This window comes from Streptomyces sp. NBC_00385 (assembly GCF_035917155.1).
GTDB classification, from domain to species: Bacteria; Actinomycetota; Actinomycetes; order Streptomycetales; family Streptomycetaceae; genus Streptomyces; species Streptomyces poriferorum.
Map to the genome: position 1 here is coordinate 443,702 of NZ_CP107951.1, position 25,672 is coordinate 469,373.

A 25,672-nucleotide genomic window follows, 5' to 3' on the forward strand; every position below is an offset into this window, starting at 1 on the left:
TTCCCCGCCAGGCTCTAGGCTCGGCGTCACACAACAGCCACCAGGGGGTGAGCCGGATGCGCCGGCAGAGCACGGCCGCGGACGGACAGCGGCGGGCCACGGTCACCGACGTCGCACGGCGCGCAGGCGTCTCGACGGCCACCGTCTCGCGCGTCCTGAACCGCAACTACCCCGTCGCGGAAGCCACCCGGGAACGGGTCGAGTCGGCCATGCGCGAGCTCGGCTACGTGGTCAACGCGCACGCCCGCGCCCTGGCAGGCGTCTCCAACCGCACCGTCGGCATCATCGTCAACGAGGTCATCGACCCCTTCTACGCCTACATCGCCCGCGGCGTGGAGCGCGAGGCGGCGCTCGGCGGGCGGCTCTGCCTGGTCTGCTGCACCCAGGGCGACCCCCAGCGCGAGCTGGCCTTCATCGACCTCATGCACGAGCGCAGGGCGGACGCGGTGGTGGTGGTCGGCGGGTCGATCGCCGACCGCGGCTACACCTCCGAACTGGCCCGCCGGGCCCGTGAGCTGGACGCGGGCGGCTCCAAACTGGTGCTGTGCGGACGGCCTCCCCTGGGCGAGAGCGCACCCACCGCGGCGGTCGAGTACGACAACGAGGGCGGCGCCTTCGCCATCACCGACCATCTGCTGATGCAGGGCCACGAGCGGATCCTCTACCTCGGCGGACCGCCCAAGCTCTCCACCACCCGTGACCGGCTGGCCGGCCACCGGCGCGCCCTGGAACTCCGCGGCATCGCCATCGATCCCGAGCTGGCCCAGCCCGGCGCCTTCAGCCGCAACTTCGGCTATCGGCGGATGGCCGAACTGCTGCGGGACGGCCCGGACTTCACCGCGGTCTTCGCAGCCAACGACGTGGTCGCCGCAGGTGCCGCCCAGGCGCTGGAGGAGGCGGGCCTGCGAGTGCCCAAGGACATCTCCCTGGTGGGGTACGACGACATCCCCGTCGCCCAGGAACTGCGCCCCCGGCTGACCACCGTCCACGTACCGCTGGAGGAGATGGGCCGTCAGGCCGTGCGGCTCGCCGTCTCGGGCGGCGACGAGGACGACTGGCGGGAGCCCACCACGGGTGCCCTGCGGCTCGGCACGCACATCGTGGTACGCGATTCCGTCGCGCCCCGGGCCGGCAGGTCCGGCCGTATGTGACCGGTTACTACCCGCCTGTCCGCAGTCGGCCATAGAAAATCACAGTAACTTCGCGACTCCCCTTGCGGCTCCACAGCAACCGCTTACATGCTGACGACACGCCCCACCCCCGGTCCGCACGCTTCCGCCCCTCATTCGTTTCTGCAGGGAGAGTTCCGCATGCGTAAGTTCAGCTCCTCCAGCCCGGTTTCCCCCTCGGTCGGCCGCCGCGCCGTTCTGGCCGCAGGTGCGGGGGCGGTCGCCGCACTAGGCGCCGGTGCCGTCTCCGCGCAGGCCGCGCCCCTTCGCCCCGCCGTCCGCCCGGTCTCGCTGACGGTGACCGCCCGTCCGGCCGCCGAGGCCGAGCGGCTGCGCCTGGCACAGGCCCTGCGCGGCTCCGAGTTCCAGGCCACCGGGCTGTACGCCCCCGCCGGTGCCCCGCTCTCGCTCACGGTCCAGCCGTACGACGACCTGGTGCCCACGCTCCGGATCGGCGCCTGGGACTACTACGGCGACGTCACCGAGCCGCGAAGCTACCCGCTCACCCCGGGCGCCAACACCGTGACCGACCCCCACGGCGGCCCGGTCTATCTGACGCTCACCGGACAGGGCGAACGGGCCGGCGTGCTGTTCCGCTCCGGCACCGTCCCCATGCCGGTCTTCACCCTGGGCAGCACCACGGAGGCCGCCTACCAGCACCAGCTCGACACCCTGACCGCCTCGCCCTGGGTGGAGCTCCACGGGCCGAACACCATCATGACGCTGACCCGCGAGGGCGCACTGCTGTACCGCGGCGAGGACCATGCCGCGCTGCTCCTGCTGGTCGAGACCATCATCGACTCGCACGCCCGGATCAGCGGGCTGGACGGCTCGAAGACGGTGCACCGGCGCAAGGCGGGCCCGTACCACTTCACCGAGGTCAGCAAGGTGCCCACGGGCGTCGGGGCCTACGCCACGCACGGCTACAACGGCTTCCCGAGGGCCTATCTCGACCGGGCAACCACGGTGGAGGGGCTGCGCACGCGCGGCTGGGGGCTCTACCACGAACTCGGCCACCTGCACCAGCAGATGGCATACAAGCCGGGCGGCCTCACCGAGGTCACGGTGAACATCTACTCGCTGGCCGCCCAGCGCACACTCGGCCAACCGTCCAACCTGCTCACCGTCGACCCGGCGACCGGCCTCACCGCCTTCCAGACCTCCCGGGCGAAGTTCGGCACGGACGGGCTGACGTACGAGAAGTCCTTCGGCGCGTACGAGAAGCTCGTGCCGCTGCGCCAGCTGGAGCTCGCGTTCGGGGACGGCTTCTGGCCCCGGCTGCACAAGCTGGTGCGCGAGGAGAACCCGCAGTCGGACTACACGGAGAACGACAAGCGGTACCGCGCGCTGGCCACGTACTCCAGCCGCGTCGCGGGATACGACCTCACCGACTTCTTCGTGAACACCTGGGCGTTCCCCATCGACGCCGTCGGCAAGGCCGAACTGGCTGCACTCGGCCTGCCGCAGCCGCCCGTCGACCCGAGCACCCTCACCGACTGACCAGGCACGGCGAAGGAGTGACCATGCAGTGGAGCAGAAGGACCCTTCTGGCGGCGGGCGGCGCCACCGTGTCCGGAGTCCTGGCCGCGGGCCCGGCACGGGCCGCGGCGCCGGAACGCGCGACGCGGAGCGCCGACGAGGATGTCGACGGTCTGCTGGACCGCGCCGAAACCCTGTTGACCGGAGGCGGGTTCGATCCGTCGGATCCCGGCTTCGCCGCCGCGGTCGCGGCCCTGGACAGCACGGCGAAGGGGCTCTGGGGCACCCTGGACCGCACCGCGGCCCGCACCGCGCTGTGGAGCGATCTCGCACCCGTCACAGAGCCGGGGAACTTCGGGCAGAGCTACACCCGGCTGCGCACGCTCGCGACCGCGTGGGCCACTCCCGGCACCTCGCTGACCGGCAGCGCGGAGACGGCGGACGCTCTGCTGTCCGCGCTGCGGTTCACCTACGACACCGCCTACCATCCGGCCGCCCGGGAGAGCGGCAACTGGTGGTTCTGGGAGATCGGCGCGCCGCGCGCGCTGATGGACACCTGCGTCCTGTTGCGCGGGCGGCTGCCGGACGCCGACCTCGCGGACTATCTGGCGGTGGTCGACCGCTTCTGCCCTGACGCCGACCGCCGCACCAACTCCCCCACCCTGTCCGAGACGGGCGCCAACCGCACCGACAAGGCCGTGATCGTCGCGCTGCGCGGGCTGCTCGGCAAGAACACCGACAAGGTGGCATCCGCCCGCGACGCGCTCTCCGACGTACGTGACGCCGGACGCAACAGCCTTTTCCGATACACGAGTTCGGGCGACGGGTTCTACGAGGACGGCTCCTTCGTCCAGCACGACGTGGTCGCCTACACCGGCTCGTACGGCACCGTACTGCTCGGCGGGGCCGCCTATCTGCTGTCCCTCCTCGCCGGCTCTCCGTGGGCGGTCACCGACCCGAAGGTCTCGGTGATGTACGACGCCGTGGAGCGCAGCTTCGCACCGGTGATCTTCGACGGGCTGATGATGGACGCGGTGCGCGGACGCGCCGTCTCCCGGGAGCGTGCCGGCGACCACCGGGACGGTGCGACCGCCGTCGCGGCGATCCTGCTCCTGGCATCGGGTGCCCCGGCGGACCGGGCGGACCGGTGGCGGGCGCTGGCCAAGGGCTGGCTGACCCGCAACCGGACCACCCCCTTCGCCACCCTGGCGACACTCCCCCAACTCGCCCTGGCCAAAGCCGTACTGGACGATCCGGCGGTCCTGGCCGGGGCGCGTACGACGGGCAGCTTCGTCTTCGCCGACATGGACCGGGTGGTGCACCGCCGCCCCGGCTGGGCGTTCACCCTGTCGCTCTCCTCCAGGCGGATCTCCGCGTACGAGGCGGGCAACGGCGAGAACCTCCACGGCTGGTACACCGGCGACGGCATGACGTACCTGTACGACGGTGACGGCCTCGGGCAGTTCAACGACGGCTTCTGGCCGACCGTCGACCCGTACCGTCTCCCCGGCACCACGGTCGACACCCGCGAGCGCGCCGATCTCGGCACGGGCGGCGGGACCTCCACCTACCGGCCGGCGAACGCCGTCGCGGGCGGTGCGGTGCTGGACGGCCGGCACACGGCCGCCGCGATGGAGGTGGTGGGCGCCGAGGGCAGCACCCTGCGAGCCAGGAAGTCGTGGTTCCTCATCGACAACGCGGTGGTCGCTCTCGGAGCCGGCATCACGGCGAGCGACGGCCGGACGGTGGAGACGGTCGTGGAGAACCGCAACCTCGGCGCGGGTGGCCGCGGCAGGCTGCTGGTGGACGGGGTGGAACCGGGCGCGAGCGCCGCTGTCTCCCGGGCGGGCTGGGCGCATCTCGACGGCACCGGCGGCTACGTCTTCCCGGGCGCGACCGCTCTCAACGTCCTGCGCGAAGTGCGCACCGGCACCTGGCGGGCGATCAACACCGGTGCGGACACCGGGGGAAGTACCGACTCCGTGACGCGCCGCTACGCCACGCTGTGGCTGGACCACGGGGTCTCCCCCACCGACGCGGGCTACGCCTATGTGCTGCTGCCCGGCGCCTCGGCGGCGGCCACCGCGGTGTGGTCACGCTCGCGACCGGTGCGGATCGTGGCGAACGACACCACCGCGCAGGCCGTGGAGGACCGCAGGTCCGGGCTGACTGCGGTGCACTTCTGGGGCGCCGGTTCGGCGGCCGGGATCACCGCGTCCGGTCCGCTGACGCTCCTCGTCCGGCGACGGGGTGCGCAGGTGTCCGTCGCGGTAGCCGACCCGGGCCGGACCGGGACCGTGGTCTCGGTCGAACTCCCGTTCCGTGTCCGGTCGGTGGCCTCGTCCGACGACACCGTGACCGTCACCCCGGGGGCCCGGACGGTCCTCACCGTCGCCGTCGGCGCTTCCCGGGGCCACACCCACCGCGCCGAACTCGTCCGGTAACCACCTCACCGATTCCTGGGAGCTGCACCACCATGTCCGTCGCCCCGCACCTGCATCTGCCGCCTACCGACCGGGTCCTGTCGTCACGTACCGGCTGGACCCGGGCGCACTGGGAGGCGACCGCCGACCGGATGCTGGACGCGCTGACGCCGTACGCGACCCCGGGGTTCGCCCAGTACCGGCTTCCGGGCCGCGGCAGCTGGTCCGGGGTCGTGTCCGACGGACTGGAGGGGTTCGCCCGGTCGTTCCTGCTCGCCGCCTGCCGGATCGCGGGCGCGGGCGCGGGCGGGGCGGTCGACCCCGCCCTGACCGAGCGGTACGCGGCCGGTCTCGCGGCGGGCACGGACGCCGCGAGCGGGGAGGCGTGGCCGCGGCTGACGGACTGTTCGCAGCAGATGGTGGAGGCGGCCTCGATCGCGGTCGCGCTGCACGAGACGCGGCCGTGGATCTGGGACCGGCTGGACGCGAGGGTCCAGGAGCGGGTCGTCGACTGGTTCTCCGGGTTCGTCGGCGGCCGCACCTGGGACAACAACTGGCGGCTCTTCCAGGTGGTGTCCGAGCAGTTCCTCGCATCGGTGGGAGCCCCGTACAGCGCCTCGGACATCGAGGAGGGGCTGGACAGGATCGAGGACTGGTACGTGGGTGACGGCTGGTACACGGACGGGGACGGCCGCAACTTCGACTACTACATCGGCTGGGCGATGCATCTGTATCCGCTGCTGTGGGCCCGGATCGCCGGCCCCGGCGGCGACGGCGGCCGGAGCGCCGTCCACCGGCAGCGCCTGCACCGGTTCCTGGAGGACTACCCGCACTTCTTCGGGGCCGACGGCGCCCCGGTCCACCAGGGCCGCTCCCTCTCCTACCGGTTCGCCGCGCTCGGACCCGTGTGGATGGGCGCGCTGGCCGACTGCACACCGCTCGCCCCAGGCCTGACCCGCCGCCTCGCCTCCGGCACCCTGCGGCATTTCGCCGAGCGCGGGGTGCCGGACGAACGGGGCCTGCTGACGCTCGGCTGGTACGACACCTTCCTGCCGTCCACCCAGCCCTACTCCGGGCCCGCTTCCCCCTACTGGGCGAGCAAGGGATTCCTGGGCCTGCTGCTGCCCCCCGACCACGAGGTGTGGACCGCGCGGGAACTCCCTTTGCCCGTCGAGGAGTCCGACACGTACACCGCGCTGCCCGCCCCCGGCTGGCTGCTGCACGGCACCCGGCACGACGGCATCGTCCGCCTCGTCAACCACGGCAGCGACCACAACCCGCCCGCACCGCACTCCGCGGACATCGAAGCCGGCGCGGACCCGGACCTGGGGGCGGGTGAGGACGATCCGCACTACGCGAAGTTCGCCTACTCCACAGCGACGGCCCCCGAGTCCGCGCCGCACGCCCTGGTCCGCGATGTCGACGGCCATCTGGCGCTCCTCGCCCCGGACGGCACTCCGTCCCGGCGCCGCCGGATCCATCCGCTGCGCTGCGAGGACCGCGTCGCCTCCTCCTGGTCGGCGGCGCGGCTGCCCGGTGACGAGCGCGCCTACCGGATCGAGACGACGAGTGTGCTGCACGGCCCCTGGGAGATCCGCGTGCACAGGGTCGAGGCTCCCGAGGGCGCGGTGGTCCGCGAGGGCGGCCACGCGGTCGCGCACACGCAGAGTCCGTTCGCCTCGTCGGCGCCGGACTGGGCGCTCGCGCGCACGGCCGACGGGCTGAGCAGCGCGCTGGTCGCGCTGTACGGATGGGACGGGGGTGTGGACGGCGCCGCCGTGGCCCGTGACGTCGAGTCCAACGCGTACGGCCCGCACTCGGCGGTGCCGTATCTGCGCAGCGCACCGCATGCGGGCGGCCGCAGCGTGCATGTCTCGCTCGTCGTGCTGTCCCGCGACAGCATCCATCCCGAGGCGTTGCGCACGGCCGTGCGGGTGCGGGTGGACGGTGACTCGGTGGTGCTCACCTTCCTGGACGGCCGCACGGTGGAGGCCTGACGGCAGGTCCGGTGCGGGCTCAGGTGCCGAGGATGTTCTCCTCCCGCTGGTGGATGTGCCCGACGAGCTCCTGCGCCAGGGACTTGATCGTGTCGAGCCCCGCCCGTCCCCACGGGCGGGGCACGATGTCGACGGCGCAGACGGCGCCCAGGGCGATGCCGGTGCGGTCGATGAGCGGCGCCCCCAGATAGGAGCGGATGCCTATGTCGTCGACGACCGGATTCCCGGCGAACCGCGGGTAGTCGCACACATCCTCCAGGACCAGTGCCTTGCGCCGGACGACGACATGCGGGCAGAAGCCGTGATCGAGGGCCACATAGCGCGCCCGGCGGCCGCTGCCCGCCGCCGCGGCCCCCAGGTCGGAGCCCTTCCAGGTACCCGCCGGGGTGTGCAGTCCGGCGAAGAACTGGCGGTTGCCGTCGATGAAGTTGACCATCGAGTAGGGCACCTCGGTCACTTCGGCCACCCGGTCGGCGAAGGCGTCGAAGTTGTCGAACGAGGCGTCGGGCCGCTCCCCCAGGCCGAGGCTCCGCAGCCGCCGGGTCCGGACGTCGGTGTCGCTGTCGACGGGCGTCAGCAGCAGCCGTCCGAGGCCGTGCGGGGTCGTCACGGATGGACTCCGTAGCTTCCGTGGCCGGTCAGCGGGGCGGGTTCGGCGGTGGCGTTGATGAGGTGCTGGACCAGGGTGACCAGCGCGCCGGTGCCCGAACTCGCGATGCGGGCGTCGCAGAGGACGACCGGGACGGCGGGCGCGAGGTCGAGGGCCGCCCGCACCTCGTCGGGGCCGTAACGGAACGCGCCGTCGAACTCGTTGACCGCGACGATGAAGCCGATCCCGCGCCGTTCGAAGAAGTCGACGGCGGCGAAGCACTCCTCCAGTCGGCGGGTGTCGGCGATCACGACCGCTCCGAGCGCCCCCTGGGAGAGCTCGTCCCACATGAACCAGAAGCGCTCCTGACCCGGTGTGCCGAACAGATAGAGCACATGCTGCTCGTCCAGCGTGATGCGGCCGAAGTCCATCGCCACGGTGGTGGAGGTCTTGGACTCGATGCCTTCGAGGCTGTCCGTCGCCGCGCTGACCTGGGTCAGCAGCTCCTCCGTGCTCAGGGGCGCGATCTCGCTGACCGCGCCGACGAACGTCGTCTTGCCGACGCCGAAACCTCCGGCCACCAGCACCTTGAGCGCGACGGGGAAGTTCTCCGGGCTGCCTGGGGCGTCCTCGTAGCCGGACGTGCGGGTGCCGTCCTCGTACCCGGCTGGGCCGGATCCGTTGTCGTACCGGGATGGGCCGGTTCCGTTCCCGTACCCGGTGTGGCCGGGCGGGGCCGCGTACCGGCCGCCCGGGGCATCCGCGTAGCCGACGTGTCCGGGGCTCGCGGTCCCCGCGTGCGGGGCGGAGCCGTCGAAGCCGTCAGAGCTGTCGTCGTAAGCCATCGAGCACTGCCTCCAGCAGGGATCGGTCGGTGGGCATGTCATGGAAGGCGGGCGGGTGCGCGGTGACCGCGCCGCAGTCGACCAGGTCCGAGAGCAGGACCTTGGTGACGACGGCGGGCAGCCGCAGATGCGCGGCGATCTCGGCCACCGAGGTGGGACCGCCGCACAGCCCGAGCGCCACGGAGTGCTCGGGACCCAGGTGCGTCTGCGGAACGGTCCCGGTGGCCATCACCAGGGAGAGCAGGTCGAGCACGGTCGTGGGACGGGTGCGGCCGTTGCTCACGGTGTAGGGGCGGATGAGGCGGCCTGCCGCATCGTCGAGCAACGGCCCGTCCTGCGTGGCCGGCATGGTCATAGTCCCGAGGCGCCCGGCACCCCGGCCGCTTGTCTCGTCGGCGTCATCAGATAGGGCCGGACGCTCTTGACCAGCATCGTCATCTCGTAACCGAGCACGGCGGCGTCGGCGTTCCGCCCGGCGAGCACGGCCAGACAGGTGCCGGAGCCGGCGGTGGCGACGAAGAGGAGCGTCGAGTCGAGCTCCACCACCACCTGACGGACCTCTCCGTTGTCCCCGAAACGGGCCCCGGCACTGCGGCCGAGCGAGTACAGGCCGGCGGCCAGCGCGGCCATGTGGTCGGCGCTGTCGGCGTCCATGCCGTGGAGGGATTTCACCAGCCCGTCGGCGGACAGCAGGACCGCGCTGCGCGTGTACGGCACGCGCTGTACCAGCCCGCTCAGCAGCCAGTCGAGGTCCGAGACCTGACCGGACGGCATATCGGTCGCCATGGTGCATCTACTCCTTGATGGTGTTCACGTGCGCTTCGAGTGGGTCTTGATCGCTGGGGTACGAGCCGGCCCCGAGCAGCTCCACCGGGACGGCGCCACGGACCGGGAGCGGCTCCAGCGGGGCCCTGACCGGTGCGGGGGCTTCCCGGCCGGTCCTCGGGTCCCCGGGCCCGCCGGCGTCCGCTCCGGTGCCGGCGGACGCCCCCGGCCCTGCGTCGGTGCCCGGTGCGGGATCCGCCTCGGACTCCTGCCGCGCCTCGGCGAGGTCGATCCCGCGTCGGAAGGCCGCCACCAGTCCCGGGTCGTGCAGGATGGGCTCCTCCTCGGCACGCGGCGGTGCGGGGGCCTCCCTGAGCTGCGGCACCAGGTGTTCCTGGTTGGCCCGCCTGGGGAGTTGGGGCCGGCCCATCGTGCCGCGCACGACTCCGGTCTCCTGCGGCAGGGCGGGGACCGCCTCGTCCGAGGCGCGGATACCGGAGGGCGCGTCGGCCGGGGCGGGCCGGTCGAGGCGCTCGGCCCGCAGCGGCAGTGGGGGGCCCTCGCCCTGACGCGGCGTCTGCTGCGGTGCCTGGTGCATGCGCAGTTTCTGCTGCTGCGGGACGTAGGGCCGCCGCTCCGGCTCGGGGACGGTGGCCCGTTCGGGGGCGGGGCCGAGGCGTCCCGTGGAGTCGTCCGTGGGCGGGGGGCGGTGCACGGGTCCGAGGGGCGGAACGGGTGCGCCGGAAGCGTCGGCCTGCGCGTCCTCGTCGGCGCCGAGCAGGTTCTGCGGGAGGACCAGCACGGCCTGGGTGCCACCGTAGATATTGCTCTGGAGCCGTACGGCGATGCCGTGTCTGCGGGCCAGCGACGCCACCACGAACAGGCCGATCCGGCCGTCCTGGAGCAGGCGGGCCACGTTGACCTGGTCGGGGTCGGCCAGAAGGGCGTTCATCCGCTTCTGCTCGTCGCCCGGCATGCCGAGGCCCCGGTCCTCCACCTCCAGGGCGAGGCCTGCGGTGACGCGCTGGGCGCGGAGCAGGACCTGGGTCTGCGGGGCGGAGAACACCGTGGCGTTCTCCACGAGTTCGGCCAGCAGGTGGATCACGTCGGCCACGGCGTGCCCGCGGAGCGTGCCGTCGATCGGGGGGACGAGTTTGACGCGCGGGTACTGCTCGACCTCGGCGATCGCCGAGCGCAGCACCTCCGTCATGGTGACCGGGTTGCTCCACTGCCGCCGGGAGACCGCGCCCCCGAGGACGGCGAGGTTCTCGGCGTGCCGGCGGATGCGCGTGGCCAGGTGGTCGACGTGGAAGAGCCCCTTGAGCAGATCGGGGTCCTCGACCTGGTGCTCCAGCTCGTCCAGCAGCTGGATCTCGCGGTGCACGAGCGACTGCAGACGGCGGGCGAGATTGACGAAGACCTCGACCTTCTGGTCCTCACCGGTGTGTTCGGACAGCCGGGACAGCCGGGAGGCCTGGACGACGGCGGCCACGGCTCCGTCCTGCTGGCGTCCGAGCTCCTGCGCGAGCAGTTCGAAGGGGTCGCTGCCGGGGGCGACGGGCTGGGGGGTGCGCCGCGCGGGCACGGGTTCGCCGTTGCGGAGCTGTTCCACCGCCCGTTGCAGATCGGCCTGGCCCTGGACGCTGGCCCGGCGCAGGGCCAGGCAGCGGCCGAGGACCGTGGTGGCGACCCGGTTGGCGGCCAGGAAGGCGGCCACCATCGCGGCGGCCGCCAGCGCGCCCGCGGCGCCGAGCGCCATCCAGAGCTCCCTGGACGGGCGGACGCCACCGGAGCGGGCGGTGAAGATCACGGCCGCGGTGCCCGCCAGTGCGACGGCGACGGCCGGCAGCACTGCGGTGCGCAGGAGTTGGGGGCGTATACGCGCCTCGGGAGACGGCCGGGCAGCGCGCGGCCTGGCCGCGGCCGAGTGGGAACGGGGACCCGGTCGGCCGTGCCGCCCGCCCTCTCGTCGTTCCGGTCGCGCGTCGGGTGCGCGAAGTTGAGACATCAGCGTCCTCGGTACGTGGGGCCCCAGGCATCGGCGTTCATGTGGTGGCACCTACGGTGGTCGGTCATTCTCGGGTCATCGGCCGGGCAGGCTCAGGAGAATATGAGCCCACCGTTGATCACCGGGCACACACGGTAGTCGCCCGGTACGAGGGTGCGACGGGCAGTTGTGGAACTTGCCCGCCATCCGTCCCGCTCTGGTATGACCTCTCGCACGAGCGACCGATTTCGGCAGGCGGATTCCCGGTGGACCGGCACCCGATCGGCGGTAGCGCGGCCCAGGAACGCGGTGCCGCTCACGGACGCGGCAAGCCCCCTCGATCGTGCCGAGGGGGCTTGCCGGTCGTGCGAGGGCGCTGTGCCGTACGGAGTACGGGAGGGCGCTACGCCAGGTGGAATACGCGGGTCGCTACGCCTTCCGGAGTCTGGCGATGATGCCGTCGAGGTCGCGCTGGAACATGTAGTCGCGGAAGACGTGCCCGCCGGGCTCCTCGTGCCACTCGTGCGGGATGCCCGCGGCGCCGAGGAGGGCGCGGAACTCCCGCTGGCCGGCCAGCACCTGGTTCTCGTTGACCTGGTCGAACCAGTTGACCGGGTCGGGGCTGGTGCCCGCGACCAGGAAGACCCGCTTGTTCCGGTAGCTCTCGATCCGCTCGACCGGATTGTCGGCGCTGACCCGTGCCTCGTCCCACAGCGGAACGCCGTAGACCGTGCCGCCGGCCAGTTCCACCGCTGCCGAGGAGGCGTTGGCCCAGTGACCGACCAGGCCCGCGTCACGGCGCAGACTGGCGGGGCCGGAGTGGGCGCTCACCGAGGCGAAGTGGCCGTAGTACTTGGCCGCGTACTTCAGCGCACCGAACCCGCCCATCGAGAACCCGGCCACGGCGCGGCCGTCGTACTCGGCGTACGTACGGAAGTTGGCGTCGATCCAGGGCAGCAGCTGGGCGATGTGGAAGGTCTCCCAGTTCCGGGGCCCGGCGTTGGAGCCGACCGGGTTGGAGTACCAGCCCGCGTGTCCGCCGTCGGGCATCACGACGATGACCGGCCTGCCCGCGGTCCACGCCCGGATGCCCGCGCGGTCGAACGTGATGAAGTCCTGGTCCGTGCCACCCCCGTGCAGCAGGTAGAGCACCGGGTAGCGGCGGCCGTCGGTGTGGTAGCCGTCGGGGAGCAGGACGTTGACCGCCGGGTCCCAGCCGATCGCGTCGGTCGCGAAGCGGTAGTACCGCATACGGGGATCGCCCTCGTTGCGGTCCACGATGCGCAGCCCGAAGCCGTCGCCCGCGGCACTGGCGGCCGTTGCCGTGGCGAGGACGCTCCCGGCGCCCAGCGCCATGGCCGCGGAGAGGCCGCCGGCGGCCCTGATGAGACTTCGGCGCGTGGGACGGTGCTCGTGCGCGCTCATGCCGAGTAGCCCTTCGGCGGGATCAGCGTCGCGAGCTGATCGAAGGAGATCCAGTAGATCTGGTTGCCGCTGAAGGACGCGGGGTCGGCGATGAGAACGGTGCGGTCCACCTCGTCGTAGCCGAATACGGTGAAGTAGTGGTAGATCGTCTGGTCCGACGGGTAGCCGGGCGGCTGATTGCCGGGCGGGGCCACGATGTTGGCCACCAGGGGGTAGTTGCGGTCGATGTCGAAGACGATGTCGTACCAGAGGAGGTCCCGCTGGGCCTGGGTGGGCGGGTCGTTCGGCATCTCCTTGGTCTCGTACCAGCCTCCGCCGAGGTTCGAGTTGAGCACGTTCGTGACCTGGCCGATGTGATCGGTGCCGTTCTGGGTGGTGCCGAGCTGCCAGGCCAGGTCTCCCTGGCTGGGCGGTGCCATCCGGGCGGAGAGCGCGATCCGGGTGGCCGCCGGACCGCACCAGTAGCCGGTCTCCTGGACCTGGTAGTCGATCTGCAGCCAGTGGGCGCTCTGCGTACGGCCTGCGGCGACCTCCAGCCGGGTGCCGGGCTTGTTCTGCCCGCTGACGACGGCCGTTCCGGCCTTCGAGCCGTGGGCGAGCACGGACACGGACGCGGGGTGCGGTACGGGGGATGCCTGGGCCAGTGCGGGCTGGAGGAGGGCTCCGGCGGCGGCGGCGGCGATCGCTGTGGACACAAGTCTCTTGCGCATGAAGGCTCCTGAGGGGGGTGGGGGTCGCCTTGCGGGCAGAAACGCATTCGGGAAGCGCCCAGCTGTGCGGGACAGCGGGAATCAGCGTCGCCGTAGCCGCGCGAACGGCGCAAGCGGTGAAAGTCCTGGCTTACGCCGGTACTTGATTGCCCGTCATGACAGTCCCCCTCAGGCACTCAGGCTCCGGACGTCACGCTCCGCGCTCCGGCGTGTCGCCGGCCCGGTCCTCGGCGGCCAGCAGGGCCCTGCCCTCCGCCGTCGCGATATGGAAGGAGCGGCCGGCCTTGCGTACGGTGGCGACCAGCCCCGCCGCCCGCAGTACGTTCAGGTGCTGGCTCACTGCGGGGTGCGTCACGGCCAGGAGGCGAGCGGCCTCGACGGTGGAGCAGCCGGTGCGCGTGGCGCGCAGGATGCCCGCACGGGTGTGCCCGAGGAGCGGTCCCAGGGGCCCGGCGCCATCGGAACGGGACCCGGAGGCGGGGGCGGCGGGTACGGCCCAGTCCGCGGCGTGGTGAATGGGGTAGACGAGAACGGGCGGCAGATCCCCGTCGGCCAGCGTGATCGGCGTCGGCCAGCAGAAGAACGACGGCTGGAGTACGAGACCCCGTCCGCACAGGCGCAGTTGCTGATCGACGGGATACGCCACCTCCAGGACGGGCGGGCGCCAGCGGAACTGCGGCCCGAGCCCGTTCAGCAGGCCCTCGGTCCCTCCGTCGAGCAGGCTGTGCAGCCGGACGGCGCGGTCGGCGTCGATGTGGGCGTGGACGCGCTGCCAGTACGGGGCGAGGGCCTCACGCTGGTACGTGCCCAGCGCTCCGCCGAGCCGCCGGAGCGTGTCGCTGTCCCCTCCGGCCAACGACCCCACCCAGCTCGGCAGTTGGAAGGAGGCTGCCAGATGGGTCAGGTCGGTCCGCAGCCGTGGCCGCGGGGTGCTCATCAAGGTGTCGAGGGCTGCCTGCAGCGTGGCTCGGTCGCCGGTCGTGGGGGTGAGGAAATCGGGTGAGTAGCCGCGTGGGGGCAGGAGCGAGGAGAGCAGCCGTGGGGTGTCGGAGAGCCGTGGCCGCATCCAACGGCGCCAGGCACCGAACACCCTTTCGCCGTCGCGCCGTTGAAGGGTCTGGACGCTGTTGCTGATCTCCCAGAGGAAGTCCGGGCCGGGGGCGACTCTGACCCTCGCCAGATCCTCGGACGTGAAGTGCACCCGCAGCATGGCCGCTCCCCCGGGATGTGAGCTCCTCCGCGCGCAGCGTACCGCCGTTCGGCCACCGTCCACCCTGTACGGGCATCAGGGCACCGGCCGCCCCGTTGCGTCGCCCCCGGAAGGGACGTGGTCAGCGGGGCGGCCGGTGCCGCCCGGCTCACGCCTGGGGGGCCCGGTCGAGGTCGGGGGTGGCTGCGGCCTTGGCTCCGCCGGGAAGCTGCACGTGCACCGGGGGCCAGTTGCCCCATCCCGGTGCCGGTTCGGCGGCCACACCGCGCCACCAAGGCTCGACGGCCGGCGTATCGGCGGGTTCGAAGGGCTGGCCCGGTCGCGGGCCCGCCATCGTCACTCCGGCGAACTGCGTGGCGCGCATGGACCATTCGGCGGGTTCGGCCCAGGGGTGAAGGGCGAGGTTGAACGTACCCCAGTGGATCGGCAGCATGACGCCCGCCGACGGGTCGTCGCCCTGCAGGTCGAGGTGGGCCCGGACCCCCTCGTCGGGGCTCATGTGGATGTCCGGCCAGGCGCCGGGTTCGGGCCTGCTGTCCGTCCGGTCCTTCGGCCAGTACTGGCTGTACGCACCGATCTGGATCATGGTCGCGTCGAAGGGGCCGTGCTCGGCGCCGATCTCCCTGAACCCGGGGAAATAGCCCGTGTCACCACTGTGGTAGATCCGGTGTTCGGGCCCCGCTACGACCCAGGACGCCCAGAGGGTGTGCTGCTGGTTGCGCAGGCCCCGGCCACAGAAGTGCCGGGCGGGTGTCGCGGTGAGGCTGATTCCGGCGACGGTCGTGGACTCGTTCCAGTCGAGCTCGTGGATCCGGTCCGGGGGCACGCCCCAGCGCTCCAGGTGCGCACCGACACCGAGCGGTACCGCGAAGACCGTGGTGGCGGTGTCCGCGAGGGAGCGGATCGTCGGCAGGTCGAGGTGGTCGTAGTGGTCGTGCGAGATGACCACCACGTCGACCGGGCCGAGGGTGCCGAGCGGCACCGGCGCGGGGTGCACCCGCTTGGGCCCGGCGAAGTCGAAGGGTGAGCAGCGGTCGCCCCAGACCGGGTCGAAGAGCACGCGCCGTCCGTCGATCTCGGCGAGCACACTGGAATGCCCCATCCAGGTGAGCCGCAGACCGGAGGCGGGCGGCTCGGCGAGGTCGGCGAGGGTCGTGGCGTGCACGGGGACGGTCCCGGTCGGCGCCCGCAGGACCCGCTCCTCCTTGCGGAAGTAGACCTTCGCGAACTCCAGGGCCGACCCGGAGGGCCTGATCCTCGCCCCCACCGGGTTCTGGAAGGTCCCGTCGGCGAAGTTGGGGGAACGACGGATGCGCTCCATGCGTGCGCCGTCCGGGTCGGCCCCGAAGGCTGCGGGGCGCAGCGCACGCAGTCTGGTGCGGAGCGGAAGCTTGGAGTCAGCGCCGGTCACAAGGTCTCCTGAGGGAGTCGGTATCGTCTCATTATGGACAGGGGGGACGACTGTGCGAGAGCGGAGCACCCAACGGGATGGCGCTCCGGATGTACCCGTTCAGCCACGCTGCTGCCCGTACACATGCTCGACGCGGAGCCTCAGGACGATCCGCCGGTCCCTGACCATGGCCTTGCGGTAGTCGTCCCAGTCAGGGTGCTCGCCCTGGACGTCGCGGTAGAGCGTGATCAGTTCCTCCACGGTGGCGTCGTCGGGATCGGCGGCCACCGGGCTCAGCTCGGCCGTGCCGTCCACGACCGTCCAGGCCCAGCGGTCCCGGCTGGTCACGTGGTAGCTGGCCCGCGGGTCCCGTGCCAGGTTCCGGGTCTTCGCCCGGCCCTCGGTGACCGAGACGCGGACGATGCGCTCGTCGGGGTAGTAGAAGTGGCTGACATTGGAAAGCTGCGGTCTGCCGTCCCGCCTGAGCGTCACCAGCACACCGCCGTCCTCCTCGGCGACCAGTCGTAGCAGTTCCTGCTGCCGTGCATCGAATCCCGTCATGCCGAATCCAACGTCCGGTCCGCCCGCAGGATTCCGCATCCGGTGGTGGCTCGTTCCGCATACGTCCGGATCCAGCCACCGCCGGGCGTGGCCCGCACCCGCGCCGGAACCGCGCTCGGCGCCTGCCCCGCCGGCGGACTCCGGCCACCGGCCCGCCGTCCGGCGCAGGCCGCATTGACAGTGCGCTCCCGGCTCCCAATACTGACTGGCGATTCAGTAAAAGAACGTCGGCCGGCCTCGGGGCGGCGGGTCGGCTCCCCCGGAATCCCGGGCCCCACCCGGCCCCGTCCCGACCGCCGTGACCGAGGAGAGCCCCCGATGACGACACCACCGGTGTCCCCGCCCGCCCCGTTGATCTCACTGACCTGGACGGACCACGTCACGGGCCGCCGAGGTCACCTCGTGGTCGACCGGCTGGTGCGCGGGGTGTCGAGCGGCGGGCTGCGCATGCGGGCGGGCTGCACCCTGGACGAGGTGGCCGGGCTGGCCCGCGGCATGACCATGAAGGAAGCGCTCCACTTCGACGCGGACCGGACCGGGGCCCGCTACATACCGCTCGGCGGCGCGAAGGGCGGCATCGACTGCGACCCCCGCGATCCGGCGGCGTACGGCATCCTGGTGCGATACCTGCGGGCGGTGCGTCCGTACGTGGAGAGCGTCTGGACGACCGGCGAGGACCTCGGGCTCACCCAGGACCTGGTCGACCGGGCCGCCACGGAGGCCGGGCTCGTCTCCACCGTCCAGGCGGTCTATCCGCTGCTCGACGACGAGGCCGGGGCGCGCCGGCGGCTGGCGGACGCCTTCGCCGTCGAGGTGGACGGCATCGGCCTGGACGAGCTGGCCGGAGGCTGCGGAGTCGCCGAGTCCGCGCTCGCCGCACTGGACGGGGCGGGGGTCGCGCACAGCGAAGCCCGGGTCTCCATCCAGGGACTCGGCACCATGGGCGGCGCGACCGCCCGGTTCCTGTCCCGGGCCGGCCTGCGGGTGGTCGCTGTCGCTGACGTCAAGGGGACGATCGCGAATCCGGCGGGTCTCGACGTCGAGGCACTCCTGGCCGCCCGGGACGCCCACGGCACCGTGGACCGCGGCGCGCTGCGCGGTACCGACCTGGAACTGCCCGCCGACGCCTGGCTGGACCAGGACGTGGACGTGCTCGTACCCGCCGCAGTCTCCTATGCCGTGGACCTGACGAACCAGGCCCGGATCTCGGCCCGCTGGGTCGTCGAAGCGGCCAATATGCCGGTCCTACCGGAAGCGGAGGCGCTGCTCACCGCGCGCGGGATCACGGTGCTTCCCGATGTGGTCGTCAACTCCGGTACCAACGCCTGGTGGTGGTGGACCCTGTTCGGTGACATCGGCGCCGACGCGGACGAGGCCTTCGCCCACATCCGGCACTCCATGCGCGCCCTCATCGAACTCGTGCTGGCCCGCGCCGCGGCGGACGGCTGCACTCCGCGTGCGGCGGCGCACGCCGTCGTCGCCGACCGGCTGCCGGTGATGGCCGACCGTTTCGGCTGGTTCCGCTGACCCCGGGGCGGTGGTGGCGGACGGCTGGACCCCGTCTCCCGCCCCGCCCCGGCCTACCCGGAACGGGCATTGGTTAGGGTGACGCCGTGGCAAGAGTGCGGTTGGGTGTGGCGGAGCGGCGCGAGGAGTTGCTGCGCGCTGCCGTCGAGCAGATCGAGGTACGGGGTGTCGCGGCCGTACGGATCGCCGATGTGGCGTCCGTACTCGGGGTGAGCAACGCCCTTGTGCTCTACCACTTCTCCACCAAGGAGAAGCTGGTCGCCGCCGCCTTCGCGCACGCCGCCGAAGCCGATCTCGCCCATCTGCGCAAGCTCCTGAGCCGGCGCACCACCGCGGTCCGCAGACTGCGCGCCGCCGTACGCTGGTACGCGCCGACGGGCCAGGCCAAGGGCTGGCGGCTGTGGATCGAGGGCTGGGCCGCCTCCCTCCGCGACCCGGCGCTGCGCAATGTCGCGGGCGATCTCGACCAGCAGTGGAAGGCGGAGCTGGCCGAGGTCATCGAAGAGGGCGCGGCCGCGGGCGAGTTCCAGTGCGACGACCCGATGTCCGTGGCCTGGCGGCTGACCGCGCTGCTGGACGGCCTGGCGGTGCAGATGACCTCGTACGCGGGTCCACTGTCCCGGGCCACGATGCTGGAGTGGACCGAAGAGGCGCTCGCCCGCGAACTGGGTATCGACCACGCGACCCTGGCGGGATGACGGCCGCTCGACGGCGGCTCACGTACGTCAGGTCTGGCGCACCGGCGCGTAGGTGTCGCCCCGCAGCCCGAACGTCCACGCGACGCCCTCCTTCGCGGTCCTGGTGCGCGGCGGCACCCGCAGCCAGTACGTGCGATGCGTCCCGTCCGGCTCCGGGGTGGAGTTGACGACCTCCACCATGGCCACGTCCTCGTCGCCGTCGAGGGGAATCCGCCAGAGAACCCCCGTCTCGTCCCGGTGCACCGGCTCGGCCCCCGACTCGGTCAGATAGCGGTCGTACCCGTAGAACTCCAGCATCACGCGGCGCAGTTCCGCGTTCTCCTCGGCACGGATCCGCTCGGGCGTCAGTGCGCCCAGCTCCGCGAGGAACTCGGCGGGCACGGGCATGCCGCGCCAGGCGTACAGGGCGAAGCCGTCGCGGTAGGCGAGTGCGGGGCCCGCGCCGCTGTCCAGTCGGCCCGCCTCGTCACGGTGCAGCGTCTCCGGGCGCTCGCTCATCACCACGGCGCGCTCGTAGGGCCACCACCAGCCCGCGTTCCTCGCGACGGCCGCGAGTCCGTCGAGCCGCTCACCCCTGCCGTCGAAGGCGGCGAGCCAGGCCGCGTCGTGCTGGCCCAGCACGGCGTCCAGGAGCACCAGCCGGACATCCGACGCGTCCTCGGGCTTCACGGTGAGGTCCGCCACGACCCCCGCCCGTATGCGGTCGGCGAGCGCCGACGTCGTCTCCCAGAGCTGGGCACCGGTGGCGGACCACAGCGCGGACCAGCCGGCCGGGCCCAACTCGTCGTACATCCTGCGCCGTTCGTCCGCCCAGGGCCGGGTCCGTACCTCGTCACGGACCGACCGTCCGGGGTCCGTCAGCTTCTCCACCGCCTCGACGGCGGCCCTGGGCGAATCGGCCCAGACGAACTCGACCGGCTCGGCCAGCCCCGCGCCGCGGTAGGCGAGCCGTACCCCGTCCTCGGCCGCCGCCCGGTCCGCCGCGCCGGTCGCCGCCGCCACGGCCCGCCATGAGTCCACGTACTCCATCGGTTTCCCCGTCCCCTGTTCCCTGTGTTCCGCGATCGCCTGATCACGTGAGCCTGATGGTCTTGAGCTGCCGGAGGCCTACGACCCCTCAGTCGGCGACGATGCGGACCGCCCCCGGCGCGTACTCGCGCTGGCGCACCACCCGGAACCAGCCCTTCGGCAGCGATATCACCGCGTGTTCCTCATGCACCACGCGTCCGCCGTCGGGGAGGTGCAGCAGCATCGGGCCGAACATTCCGCCCTCCCTGATCAGCCGCCCCGGCCCCGGCACCGCGTGCGCGTGTCCGGTGACCTCGCCGAGCGCGAGCACCAGCCGGCCGCGCCCGTCACGCAGTTCGCCCGGAGCCTCCAGGAGGTTCGCGGGTACCGCGGACTCCTCCAGCGCCATGATCAGTACGTCGCCCTGTCGGTACACAGACGTCTCCCCTCCGCGGCGGCACCCGCTGTGCCGGCCACGTGGAAAACGCTACGACGGGGGTCTGACAACCGGCCGGTGAGCACGGTCGTCGGGGCCCGGTCGTCCCGTTGTCAGTGGGTCTTGATAGACCTTGCGGACATCAACCCGTCGCCGTCATCAGGAGCCCGGAGCCATGTCCGACGCGGACCACCTGCACGAGCTGCTCGGCCTTCCGGCCGTCGATTTCCAGTCCGGGACGAACGACAGCCCCCGGCCGGCCGCCGACGCGGCGGCCTGGCGTGTCTCGGTCGAGCCGTACGAGGACGAGGACCGCACCTGGGAGCAGGAGTTCGCCGCGTTCCTGGACGAGGTGGACCCGGCCGGTGTCCGCGCGCTGATCATCGGGCAGTGGGGTGAGTCGTACGAGGAGAGGTCGTCGTATCCGATCGGTCTCGTGATCGCCGCTGCCGAGCTGCTGACGTCGCTGGAAGCGGTGTTCGTCGGCGATCTGACGGCGGAGGAGGCGGAGATCTCGTGGATCGAGCAGAGTGATGTCACCGCGCTGCTCACCGCGTTCCCCGCGCTGGTGGAGTTGGGGGTGCGCGGCGGATCGAAGCTCGCCTTCCCGGCCACGAAGCACGAGGGGCTGCGTTCACTGACCATCGAGGCCGGCGGCCTGCCGGTGGAGGTGGTGCGCGGGGTGCTGGACAGTGAACTGCCGTCGCTGGAGCGGCTCGACCTGTGGCTGGGTGTCGACGAGTACGGGGGCGACGCCGATGTGGCGGATCTGGCGCCGCTCCTGTCGGGGGCGCGCTTCCCGGCTCTGCACCATCTCGGTCTGCGCAACAGCGAGGTGGAGAACGAGATCGCGGCCGCTGTCGCCTCGGCCCCGCTGGTGGCCCGGCTGCGGACGCTCGATCTGTCCTGCGGCACCCTCGGCGACGAGGGCGCGGCAGCACTGCTCGAGGGCCAGCCGCTCACCCACCTCGACGCGCTCGATCTGCACCACCACTTCCTCACCGAGCCGATGGAGCGCCGGGTCGCGGAGGCCCTGGAGCCGCACGGTGTGCGGGTGGACCTGTCGGAGCGCTGCGAACCGTGGGACGACCGCGGCCCGGCGGGCCGGTACGTCACGGCGTCGGAGTGAGGACGCGATGACGGACATCGAACACCCCGGGACGTTCCACGGTCTCCCCGTCTTCACCCTGCCGGCGCCGGGCGAGGGCGGCCCGGACCCGGCGACGCTGCCCCGGGCGGACTCCGTGGCCTGGCGGCTGGACCACGCATGGGAAGGGCCAGGGTTCCCCGGGCTCTGGAAGCACTTCCTCGACACGGTCGACACGGCCGGGGTCCGTGCCCTGCTGATCGGCCCATGGTGGGAGCACGACTACACCTCTTTCGCCCCCGTCGCGGAGCTGATCGCCGCGGACGCGGGCCGCTTCCAAGCGCTGCGTGCGCTGTTCCTCGCCGATGTCACGGGCGAGGAGTGCGAGGTGTCGTGGCTGGCGATGTCGGACGTCACCGGCCTCATCGAGGCGTTTCCCCGCCTTGAGGAGCTGGTGGTGCGCGGCGGCGGGGAAGCCGACCACACGCTGGGAAAGCTGAGCCTGCGTCCCTTGCACCATCAGGCACTGAAGGCGCTGAGGTTCGAGTCCGGCGGCCTGCCCGGCCATGTGGTCCGGGCCGTCGGCGCCTGTGAACTGCCCGCTCTGGAACGGCTGGAGCTCTGGTTCGGTGCCACGTGGTACGGCGGCGACGCCACGGTGGAGGACATGAGGCCCGTCCTCTCCGGCGCGGGCTTTCCCCGGCTGCGCCATCTCGGACTGCAGAACAGCGAGATCCAGGACGAGATCGCGGCGGCCGTCGCGTCCGCCCCGGTCGTCGCGCAGCTGGAGTCGCTCTCGCTCGCCATGGGAACGCTCAGCGACACGGGCGCCCTGGCTCTTCTCGACGGTCAGCCGCTCACCCATCTGACCTCGCTGGATCTGCACCACCACTACCTGACCGATCCGGTGATGTCCCGCATCCGGGAGATGTGCGCCCGCGAGGGTGTTCACGTCGATCTCGACGAAGGGGACTACTGGGATCCCGAGGACGACGAGCCCCGTTATGTCGCGGTCAGCGAGTAGCTCGCCGCGTCTGGCGGTCGTCGGCAACCCCGCCAACCGCCGGATCGGCCTCTTCCAGGACGCCGTGCGCGCCGCCGGACTGCCGCGGGCCCGGACTGTGCCGTGGCTCGACGCGCTGGAGGGGAAGGCGGACTTCCTGCCCGGGGAGACCGTGCGCATCGAGTCTCCCGGCGAGGACCCCGAGGTCGACCGCCTGCTGCGCGGGGTCGACGACCCGGCGCGGGTGGAGGGCTCGGCCCTCTGGTACGCCCGGTTCACCTCCGCCGTACGGGACGTGTCGCGGGCTGCGACCGCGGCCGGCGCGGTCCTGCTGGACACCCCCGGTGACATCGCGGTGCTGTTCGACAAGCGCAGGTGCCACGGTGTCCTGGACGCCGCGGGCGTCCCCGTGCCCGCTTCGCCGACGTCGGGGCCCGGCGCGCCTCCGGTGCGGGGCTGGGCCGATGTCCGTGCGCTCATGGCGGACCACCGTTTGCCGCGTGTGTTCGTGAAGCTGGCGCACGGGTCCTCCGCCTCCGGGGTGATGGCCGTGGAGACGGCCGGCGCCGGCCGGATCCGGGCGGCCACATCGGTCGAGCGGGACCCGGCCGGCCGTCTCTACAACTCCCTCCGGGTCCGCCGCCTCACGACCGAGCGCGAGGTGGCGGCGATCGTCGACGCACTCGCGCCGGACGGTCTGCACATCGAACGCTGGCTGCCGAAGGCCTCGCAGCGGGGCCGGGCCGCGGATCTGCGGGTCGTGGTGGTCGACGGCCGTGCGACGCACGCCGTCGTGCGCACCAGCCGCTCCCCCATGACCAACCTGCACCTCGGCGGTGCGCGCGGTGATCTCGACGAGGTGCGGGCCGCCGTCGAAACGGCGGGCGGCAGCTGGGCCGATGCGCTGACCGTGTGCGAGCGGGCGGCCGCCGCCTTCCCGGACACGCTGTGCGTGGGCGTCGATCTGCTGCCGGCCACCGGCTGGCGGCGCTTCGCCGTCGGCGAGGTCAACGCCTTCGGTGATCTGCTGCCGGGACTGACCGGTCTGCCGGGCAGCGGCGCCGAGGGCCTGGACACCTACGCGGCGCAGGTCGCCGCCGTACTGAACCGAGCAAGGAACCACCGTGGCAGCGCAACACCCTGAATCCTCTCCCGCCGTCGCGGGCGACGCCGTCGACCCCGACATGAGCGAGGTCGTGGGCAGCCACGATCTGCTGCTCGTCACTCTGGACACGCTGCGGTACGACGTCGCGGTGGAGCTCGCCGCCGCAGGGCGCATCCCGCGTCTGGCCCGGCATCTGCCGGGAGGCGTCTGGGAGGAGCGGCATGCCCCGGGCAGCTTCACCTACGCCTCCCACCAGGCGATCTTCGCGGGCTTTCTGCCCACGCCGGCCGCTCCCGGGCCGCATCCCCGGCTGTTCGCCGCACGCTTCGCGGGCAGTGAGACCACGGCGGAGCGCACGTTCGTCTTCGATGCGCCCGACCTGGTGTCGGCGCTCGCCGGGGCGGGATACCGCACGGTGTGCATCGGCGGCGTCGGGTTCTTCAACCAGCAGGCACCGCTCGGCTCGGTGCTGCCCGGGCTGTTCCAGGAGGCGCACTGGGAACCGGAGTTCGGCGTGGCCTCGCCCACGTCGTTCGAGGCACAGGTGGCCCGTGCCGAGCAGGTCGTCCGGGAGCTCCCGGCCGGTCGGCGGCTGTTCCTCTTCGTCAACGTGTCGGCGCTGCACCAGCCGAACTGGTTCCACCGGCCCGGCGCGACCCGCGACGCGGGCGACAGCCGCGCCACCCACGCGGCCGCGCTGGAGTACGTGGACGCCCACATCGGGCGCCTCTTCGCCGCCGCGAGCAGCCGCCGCCGCGCCTTCGCCATCGTCTGCTCCGACCACGGCACGGCGTACGGCGACGACGGCTACACCGGTCACCGGCTCGGTCACGAGTCGGTCTGGACCGTTCCGTACGCGCACTTCTTCCTGGAACCGGGAGCCACCGCACGATGACCAGTCCGCACACCACGCGCCCGTACCAGAGCTACGTCTACGCCTATCCGCACAAGACGGCGTACGGCAGGCTCTCCGGACACCCGGGCGGGCGGCCCGCGCTGAGTGACCTGTGGGCGGGCGAGAGCAAGGACGCGCTCTCGCTCTACCTCCACATACCCTTCTGCGAGGTCCGCTGCGGCTTCTGCAACCTGTTCACGCGCATCGGCGCACCCGACGAGCTGACCACCCGCTATCTCGACGCGCTGGACCGGCAGGCGACCGCCGTACGGGACGCGCTGGGCGACGGGGAACCGGTGCGCTTCGCGGCAGCCGCGTTCGGCGGGGGCACGCCGACGTTCCTGACCGCCGGTGAGCTGGAGCGGCTGTGCGACATCGCGGAGAAGCGCATGGGGGCCGACCTGCGGTCCGTGCCGCTGTCCGTGGAGACCTCGCCGTCGACCGCCACCGCCGACCGGCTGGTGGTCCTGGCGGACCGGGGGACGACCAGGATCAGCATCGGTGTGCAGAGCTTCGTCGAGGCCGAGGCCCGCGCCGCGGTCCGCCCGCAGCGGCGCGCCGATGTGGAGAGCGCACTGGGCCTGATCAGGGACAGCCGCATCCCGGTCCTGAACATCGACCTGATCTACGGCATCGACGGCCAGACCGAGCGGAGCTGGCGCACCTCGCTGGACGCTGCGCTCCGGTGGCGGCCGGAGGAGCTGTACCTCTACCCGCTCTACGTCCGTCCGCTGACCGGGCTGGGCCGGCTCGGGGCCGCTGGCGAGGCCGCGGCGGACGCGGCCTGGGACGAGCAGCGGCTGCGGCTGTACCGGGCCGGCCGCGATCATCTCCTCGCCCACGGCTACGCGCAGGTGTCCATGCGGATGTTCCGCCGCGCCGACGCCCCGCGGGCCGAGGGCCCCGACGACCACGCCTGTCAGACGGACGGCATGATCGGCCTGGGCTGCGGCGCCCGCTCGTACACGTCGCGGCTGCACTACTCCTTCGACTACGCGGTGGAGATGCGTGAGGTGCGGGCCATCATCGACGGCTACACGGCCACCGAGGACTTCTCGCACGCCGAGGTGGGCCGGTTCACCGACGGCGACGAGGCGCGCCGCCGCCATCTCCTGCAGTCCGTCCTGCAGGCGGAGGGGATGCGCGTGTCCGAGTACCGCGAGCGGTTCGGTACGGACCCGGGCGAGGACTTCACCGAGGAGCTCGCCCGGTTCGACGCCCGGGGCTGGCTCGACCGCGACGCGTCGGCCACGGGCCTGCTTCGCCTGACGCCCGAAGGGCTCGCCCACTCCGACGCGCTGGGTCCCGACCTCTTCTCCCCTGCCGTACGGGCCGCGATGGCCGCGTACGAGCTGAAGTGAGC

23 protein-coding genes are annotated in these 25,672 nt (G+C 72.3%); 11 read left to right on the plus strand and 12 right to left on the minus strand.

Annotated elements, in window-relative coordinates:
• Positions 1-56 precede the first annotated feature (56 nt).
• From OG959_RS02000 to OG959_RS02015, 4 genes are all read left to right on the plus strand, one after another.
• Positions 57-1,151, plus strand: a complete 1,095-nt coding sequence (locus OG959_RS02000; RefSeq protein ID WP_326666160.1) for a LacI family DNA-binding transcriptional regulator — start codon at positions 57-59, stop codon at positions 1,149-1,151.
• A 159-nt stretch (positions 1,152-1,310) separates the two neighbouring features.
• Positions 1,311-2,669, plus strand: coding sequence for a M60 family metallopeptidase (locus OG959_RS02005; RefSeq protein ID WP_326656229.1), 1,359 nt, complete (start codon positions 1,311-1,313; stop codon positions 2,667-2,669).
• Between the two features lie 23 nt (positions 2,670-2,692).
• Positions 2,693-5,092, plus strand: a complete 2,400-nt coding sequence (locus OG959_RS02010) for a polysaccharide lyase 8 family protein (RefSeq protein ID WP_326656230.1) — start codon at positions 2,693-2,695, stop codon at positions 5,090-5,092.
• Between the two features lie 32 nt (positions 5,093-5,124).
• On the plus strand, positions 5,125-7,068 hold the full coding sequence (locus OG959_RS02015; protein ID WP_326656231.1) for a DUF2264 domain-containing protein: 1,944 nt from the start codon (positions 5,125-5,127) through the stop codon (positions 7,066-7,068).
• A gap of 19 nt (positions 7,069-7,087) precedes the next feature.
• Here the strand turns inward: OG959_RS02015 and OG959_RS02020 are convergent, their stop codons facing one another.
• From OG959_RS02020 to OG959_RS02065, 10 genes are all read right to left on the minus strand, one after another.
• Positions 7,088-7,678, minus strand: a complete 591-nt coding sequence (locus OG959_RS02020) for a GAF domain-containing protein (protein ID WP_326656232.1) — start codon at positions 7,676-7,678, stop codon at positions 7,088-7,090.
• The gene (locus tag OG959_RS02025; RefSeq protein WP_326666162.1) at positions 7,675-8,244 is read right to left on the minus strand and encodes a GTP-binding protein; all 570 of its coding nucleotides are present in this window, start codon (positions 8,242-8,244) and stop codon (positions 7,675-7,677) included. Before OG959_RS02025 ends, OG959_RS02020 begins: the two co-directional genes overlap by 4 nt.
• A 235-nt stretch (positions 8,245-8,479) precedes the next feature.
• Complete coding sequence (locus OG959_RS02030) at positions 8,480-8,851, minus strand: DUF742 domain-containing protein (protein WP_148017001.1); 372 nt, start codon at positions 8,849-8,851, stop codon at positions 8,480-8,482.
• A 2-nt stretch (positions 8,852-8,853) separates the two neighbouring features.
• A complete protein-coding gene (locus OG959_RS02035) occupies positions 8,854-9,288 on the minus strand; it encodes a roadblock/LC7 domain-containing protein (RefSeq protein WP_148017000.1) in 435 nt (144 codons plus the stop codon).
• 7 nt (positions 9,289-9,295) lie between these two features.
• Positions 9,296-11,275 carry a sensor histidine kinase gene (locus tag OG959_RS02040; RefSeq protein ID WP_326656233.1) on the minus strand — a complete coding sequence of 660 codons (1,980 nt, stop codon included), beginning with the start codon at positions 11,273-11,275 and terminating at the stop codon, positions 9,296-9,298.
• A gap of 408 nt (positions 11,276-11,683) precedes the next feature.
• Positions 11,684-12,679 carry an alpha/beta hydrolase gene (locus OG959_RS02045; protein WP_326656234.1) on the minus strand — a complete coding sequence of 332 codons (996 nt, stop codon included), beginning with the start codon at positions 12,677-12,679 and terminating at the stop codon, positions 11,684-11,686.
• Positions 12,676-13,389 (minus strand): C39 family peptidase, encoded by a 714-nt coding sequence (locus OG959_RS02050; protein ID WP_326656235.1) that lies wholly within the window; start codon positions 13,387-13,389, stop codon positions 12,676-12,678. Before OG959_RS02050 ends, OG959_RS02045 begins: the two co-directional genes overlap by 4 nt.
• A 190-nt stretch (positions 13,390-13,579) precedes the next feature.
• Positions 13,580-14,599 carry an ArsR/SmtB family transcription factor gene (locus OG959_RS02055; RefSeq protein WP_326656236.1) on the minus strand — a complete coding sequence of 340 codons (1,020 nt, stop codon included), beginning with the start codon at positions 14,597-14,599 and terminating at the stop codon, positions 13,580-13,582.
• Between the two features lie 148 nt (positions 14,600-14,747).
• The gene (locus OG959_RS02060) at positions 14,748-16,010 is read right to left on the minus strand and encodes an MBL fold metallo-hydrolase (protein WP_326656237.1); all 1,263 of its coding nucleotides are present in this window, start codon (positions 16,008-16,010) and stop codon (positions 14,748-14,750) included.
• 99 nt (positions 16,011-16,109) lie between these two features.
• Positions 16,110-16,550: a PPOX class F420-dependent oxidoreductase gene (locus OG959_RS02065; protein ID WP_326656238.1), complete on the minus strand. Its 441-nt coding sequence runs from the start codon at positions 16,548-16,550 to the stop codon at positions 16,110-16,112.
• Between the two features lie 318 nt (positions 16,551-16,868).
• Here OG959_RS02065 and OG959_RS02070 point away from each other — a divergent pair, with 318 nt between their 5' ends.
• A complete protein-coding gene (locus OG959_RS02070; protein WP_326656239.1) occupies positions 16,869-18,077 on the plus strand; it encodes a glutamate dehydrogenase in 1,209 nt (402 codons plus the stop codon).
• Positions 18,078-18,184: 107 nt separating this feature from the next.
• On the plus strand, positions 18,185-18,775 hold the full coding sequence (locus OG959_RS02075) for a TetR/AcrR family transcriptional regulator (protein ID WP_148017226.1): 591 nt from the start codon (positions 18,185-18,187) through the stop codon (positions 18,773-18,775).
• Between the two features lie 27 nt (positions 18,776-18,802).
• On the opposite strand, the gene OG959_RS02080 is transcribed toward OG959_RS02075, so the two are convergent.
• Both OG959_RS02080 and OG959_RS02085 read right to left on the minus strand, forming a co-directional pair.
• Entirely contained in the window at positions 18,803-19,804 is a 1,002-nt protein-coding gene (locus OG959_RS02080; protein WP_326656240.1) for a DUF6745 domain-containing protein, read from the minus strand.
• Between the two features lie 88 nt (positions 19,805-19,892).
• Positions 19,893-20,219 (minus strand): hypothetical protein, encoded by a 327-nt coding sequence (locus tag OG959_RS02085; protein ID WP_326656241.1) that lies wholly within the window; start codon positions 20,217-20,219, stop codon positions 19,893-19,895.
• A 175-nt stretch (positions 20,220-20,394) separates the two neighbouring features.
• Between OG959_RS02085 and OG959_RS02090 the strand changes: the two genes are divergently transcribed.
• Genes OG959_RS02090 through OG959_RS02110 form a run of 5 tightly spaced genes read left to right on the plus strand, consistent with a single transcriptional unit; the run spans position 20,395 to position 25,670 of the window.
• Entirely contained in the window at positions 20,395-21,348 is a 954-nt protein-coding gene (locus tag OG959_RS02090; RefSeq protein WP_326656242.1) for an STM4015 family protein, read from the plus strand.
• Positions 21,349-21,355: 7 nt separating this feature from the next.
• Positions 21,356-22,330, plus strand: coding sequence for an STM4015 family protein (locus OG959_RS02095; RefSeq protein WP_326656243.1), 975 nt, complete (start codon positions 21,356-21,358; stop codon positions 22,328-22,330).
• Positions 22,311-23,453, plus strand: coding sequence for an STM4014 family protein (locus tag OG959_RS02100; protein ID WP_326656244.1), 1,143 nt, complete (start codon positions 22,311-22,313; stop codon positions 23,451-23,453). Before OG959_RS02095 ends, OG959_RS02100 begins: the two co-directional genes overlap by 20 nt.
• A gap of 40 nt (positions 23,454-23,493) precedes the next feature.
• Positions 23,494-24,309, plus strand: a complete 816-nt coding sequence (locus OG959_RS02105; RefSeq protein ID WP_326666165.1) for an STM4013/SEN3800 family hydrolase — start codon at positions 23,494-23,496, stop codon at positions 24,307-24,309.
• Positions 24,306-25,670: an STM4012 family radical SAM protein gene (locus tag OG959_RS02110; RefSeq protein ID WP_326656245.1), complete on the plus strand. Its 1,365-nt coding sequence runs from the start codon at positions 24,306-24,308 to the stop codon at positions 25,668-25,670. The genes OG959_RS02105 and OG959_RS02110 overlap by 4 nt, the downstream gene beginning before the upstream one ends.
• Positions 25,671-25,672 lie beyond the last annotated feature (2 nt).

Excerpts from the sequence above, each read along its gene's own strand:
- OG959_RS02000 (WP_326666160.1), top strand. The coding sequence starts at position 57 with ATGCGCCGGCAGAGCACGGCCGCGGACGGACAGCGGCGGGCCACGGTC.
- OG959_RS02005 (WP_326656229.1), top strand. The coding sequence starts at position 1,311 with ATGCGTAAGTTCAGCTCCTCCAGCCCGGTTTCCCCCTCGGTCGGCCGC.
- OG959_RS02010 (WP_326656230.1), top strand. The coding sequence starts at position 2,693 with ATGCAGTGGAGCAGAAGGACCCTTCTGGCGGCGGGCGGCGCCACCGTG.
- OG959_RS02015 (WP_326656231.1), top strand. The coding sequence starts at position 5,125 with ATGTCCGTCGCCCCGCACCTGCATCTGCCGCCTACCGACCGGGTCCTG.
- OG959_RS02030 (WP_148017001.1), bottom strand. The coding sequence starts at position 8,851 with ATGCCGGCCACGCAGGACGGGCCGTTGCTCGACGATGCGGCAGGCCGC.
- OG959_RS02035 (WP_148017000.1), bottom strand. The coding sequence starts at position 9,288 with ATGGCGACCGATATGCCGTCCGGTCAGGTCTCGGACCTCGACTGGCTG.
- OG959_RS02040 (WP_326656233.1), bottom strand. The coding sequence starts at position 11,275 with ATGTCTCAACTTCGCGCACCCGACGCGCGACCGGAACGACGAGAGGGC.
- OG959_RS02045 (WP_326656234.1), bottom strand. The coding sequence starts at position 12,679 with ATGAGCGCGCACGAGCACCGTCCCACGCGCCGAAGTCTCATCAGGGCC.
- OG959_RS02050 (WP_326656235.1), bottom strand. The coding sequence starts at position 13,389 with ATGCGCAAGAGACTTGTGTCCACAGCGATCGCCGCCGCCGCCGCCGGA.
- OG959_RS02055 (WP_326656236.1), bottom strand. The coding sequence starts at position 14,599 with ATGCTGCGGGTGCACTTCACGTCCGAGGATCTGGCGAGGGTCAGAGTC.
- OG959_RS02065 (WP_326656238.1), bottom strand. The coding sequence starts at position 16,550 with ATGACGGGATTCGATGCACGGCAGCAGGAACTGCTACGACTGGTCGCC.
- OG959_RS02070 (WP_326656239.1), top strand. The coding sequence starts at position 16,869 with ATGACGACACCACCGGTGTCCCCGCCCGCCCCGTTGATCTCACTGACC.
- OG959_RS02080 (WP_326656240.1), bottom strand. The coding sequence starts at position 19,804 with ATGGAGTACGTGGACTCATGGCGGGCCGTGGCGGCGGCGACCGGCGCG.
- OG959_RS02090 (WP_326656242.1), top strand. The coding sequence starts at position 20,395 with ATGTCCGACGCGGACCACCTGCACGAGCTGCTCGGCCTTCCGGCCGTC.
- OG959_RS02095 (WP_326656243.1), top strand. The coding sequence starts at position 21,356 with ATGACGGACATCGAACACCCCGGGACGTTCCACGGTCTCCCCGTCTTC.
- OG959_RS02100 (WP_326656244.1), top strand. The coding sequence starts at position 22,311 with ATGTCGCGGTCAGCGAGTAGCTCGCCGCGTCTGGCGGTCGTCGGCAAC.
- OG959_RS02105 (WP_326666165.1), top strand. The coding sequence starts at position 23,494 with ATGAGCGAGGTCGTGGGCAGCCACGATCTGCTGCTCGTCACTCTGGAC.
- OG959_RS02110 (WP_326656245.1), top strand. The coding sequence starts at position 24,306 with ATGACCAGTCCGCACACCACGCGCCCGTACCAGAGCTACGTCTACGCC.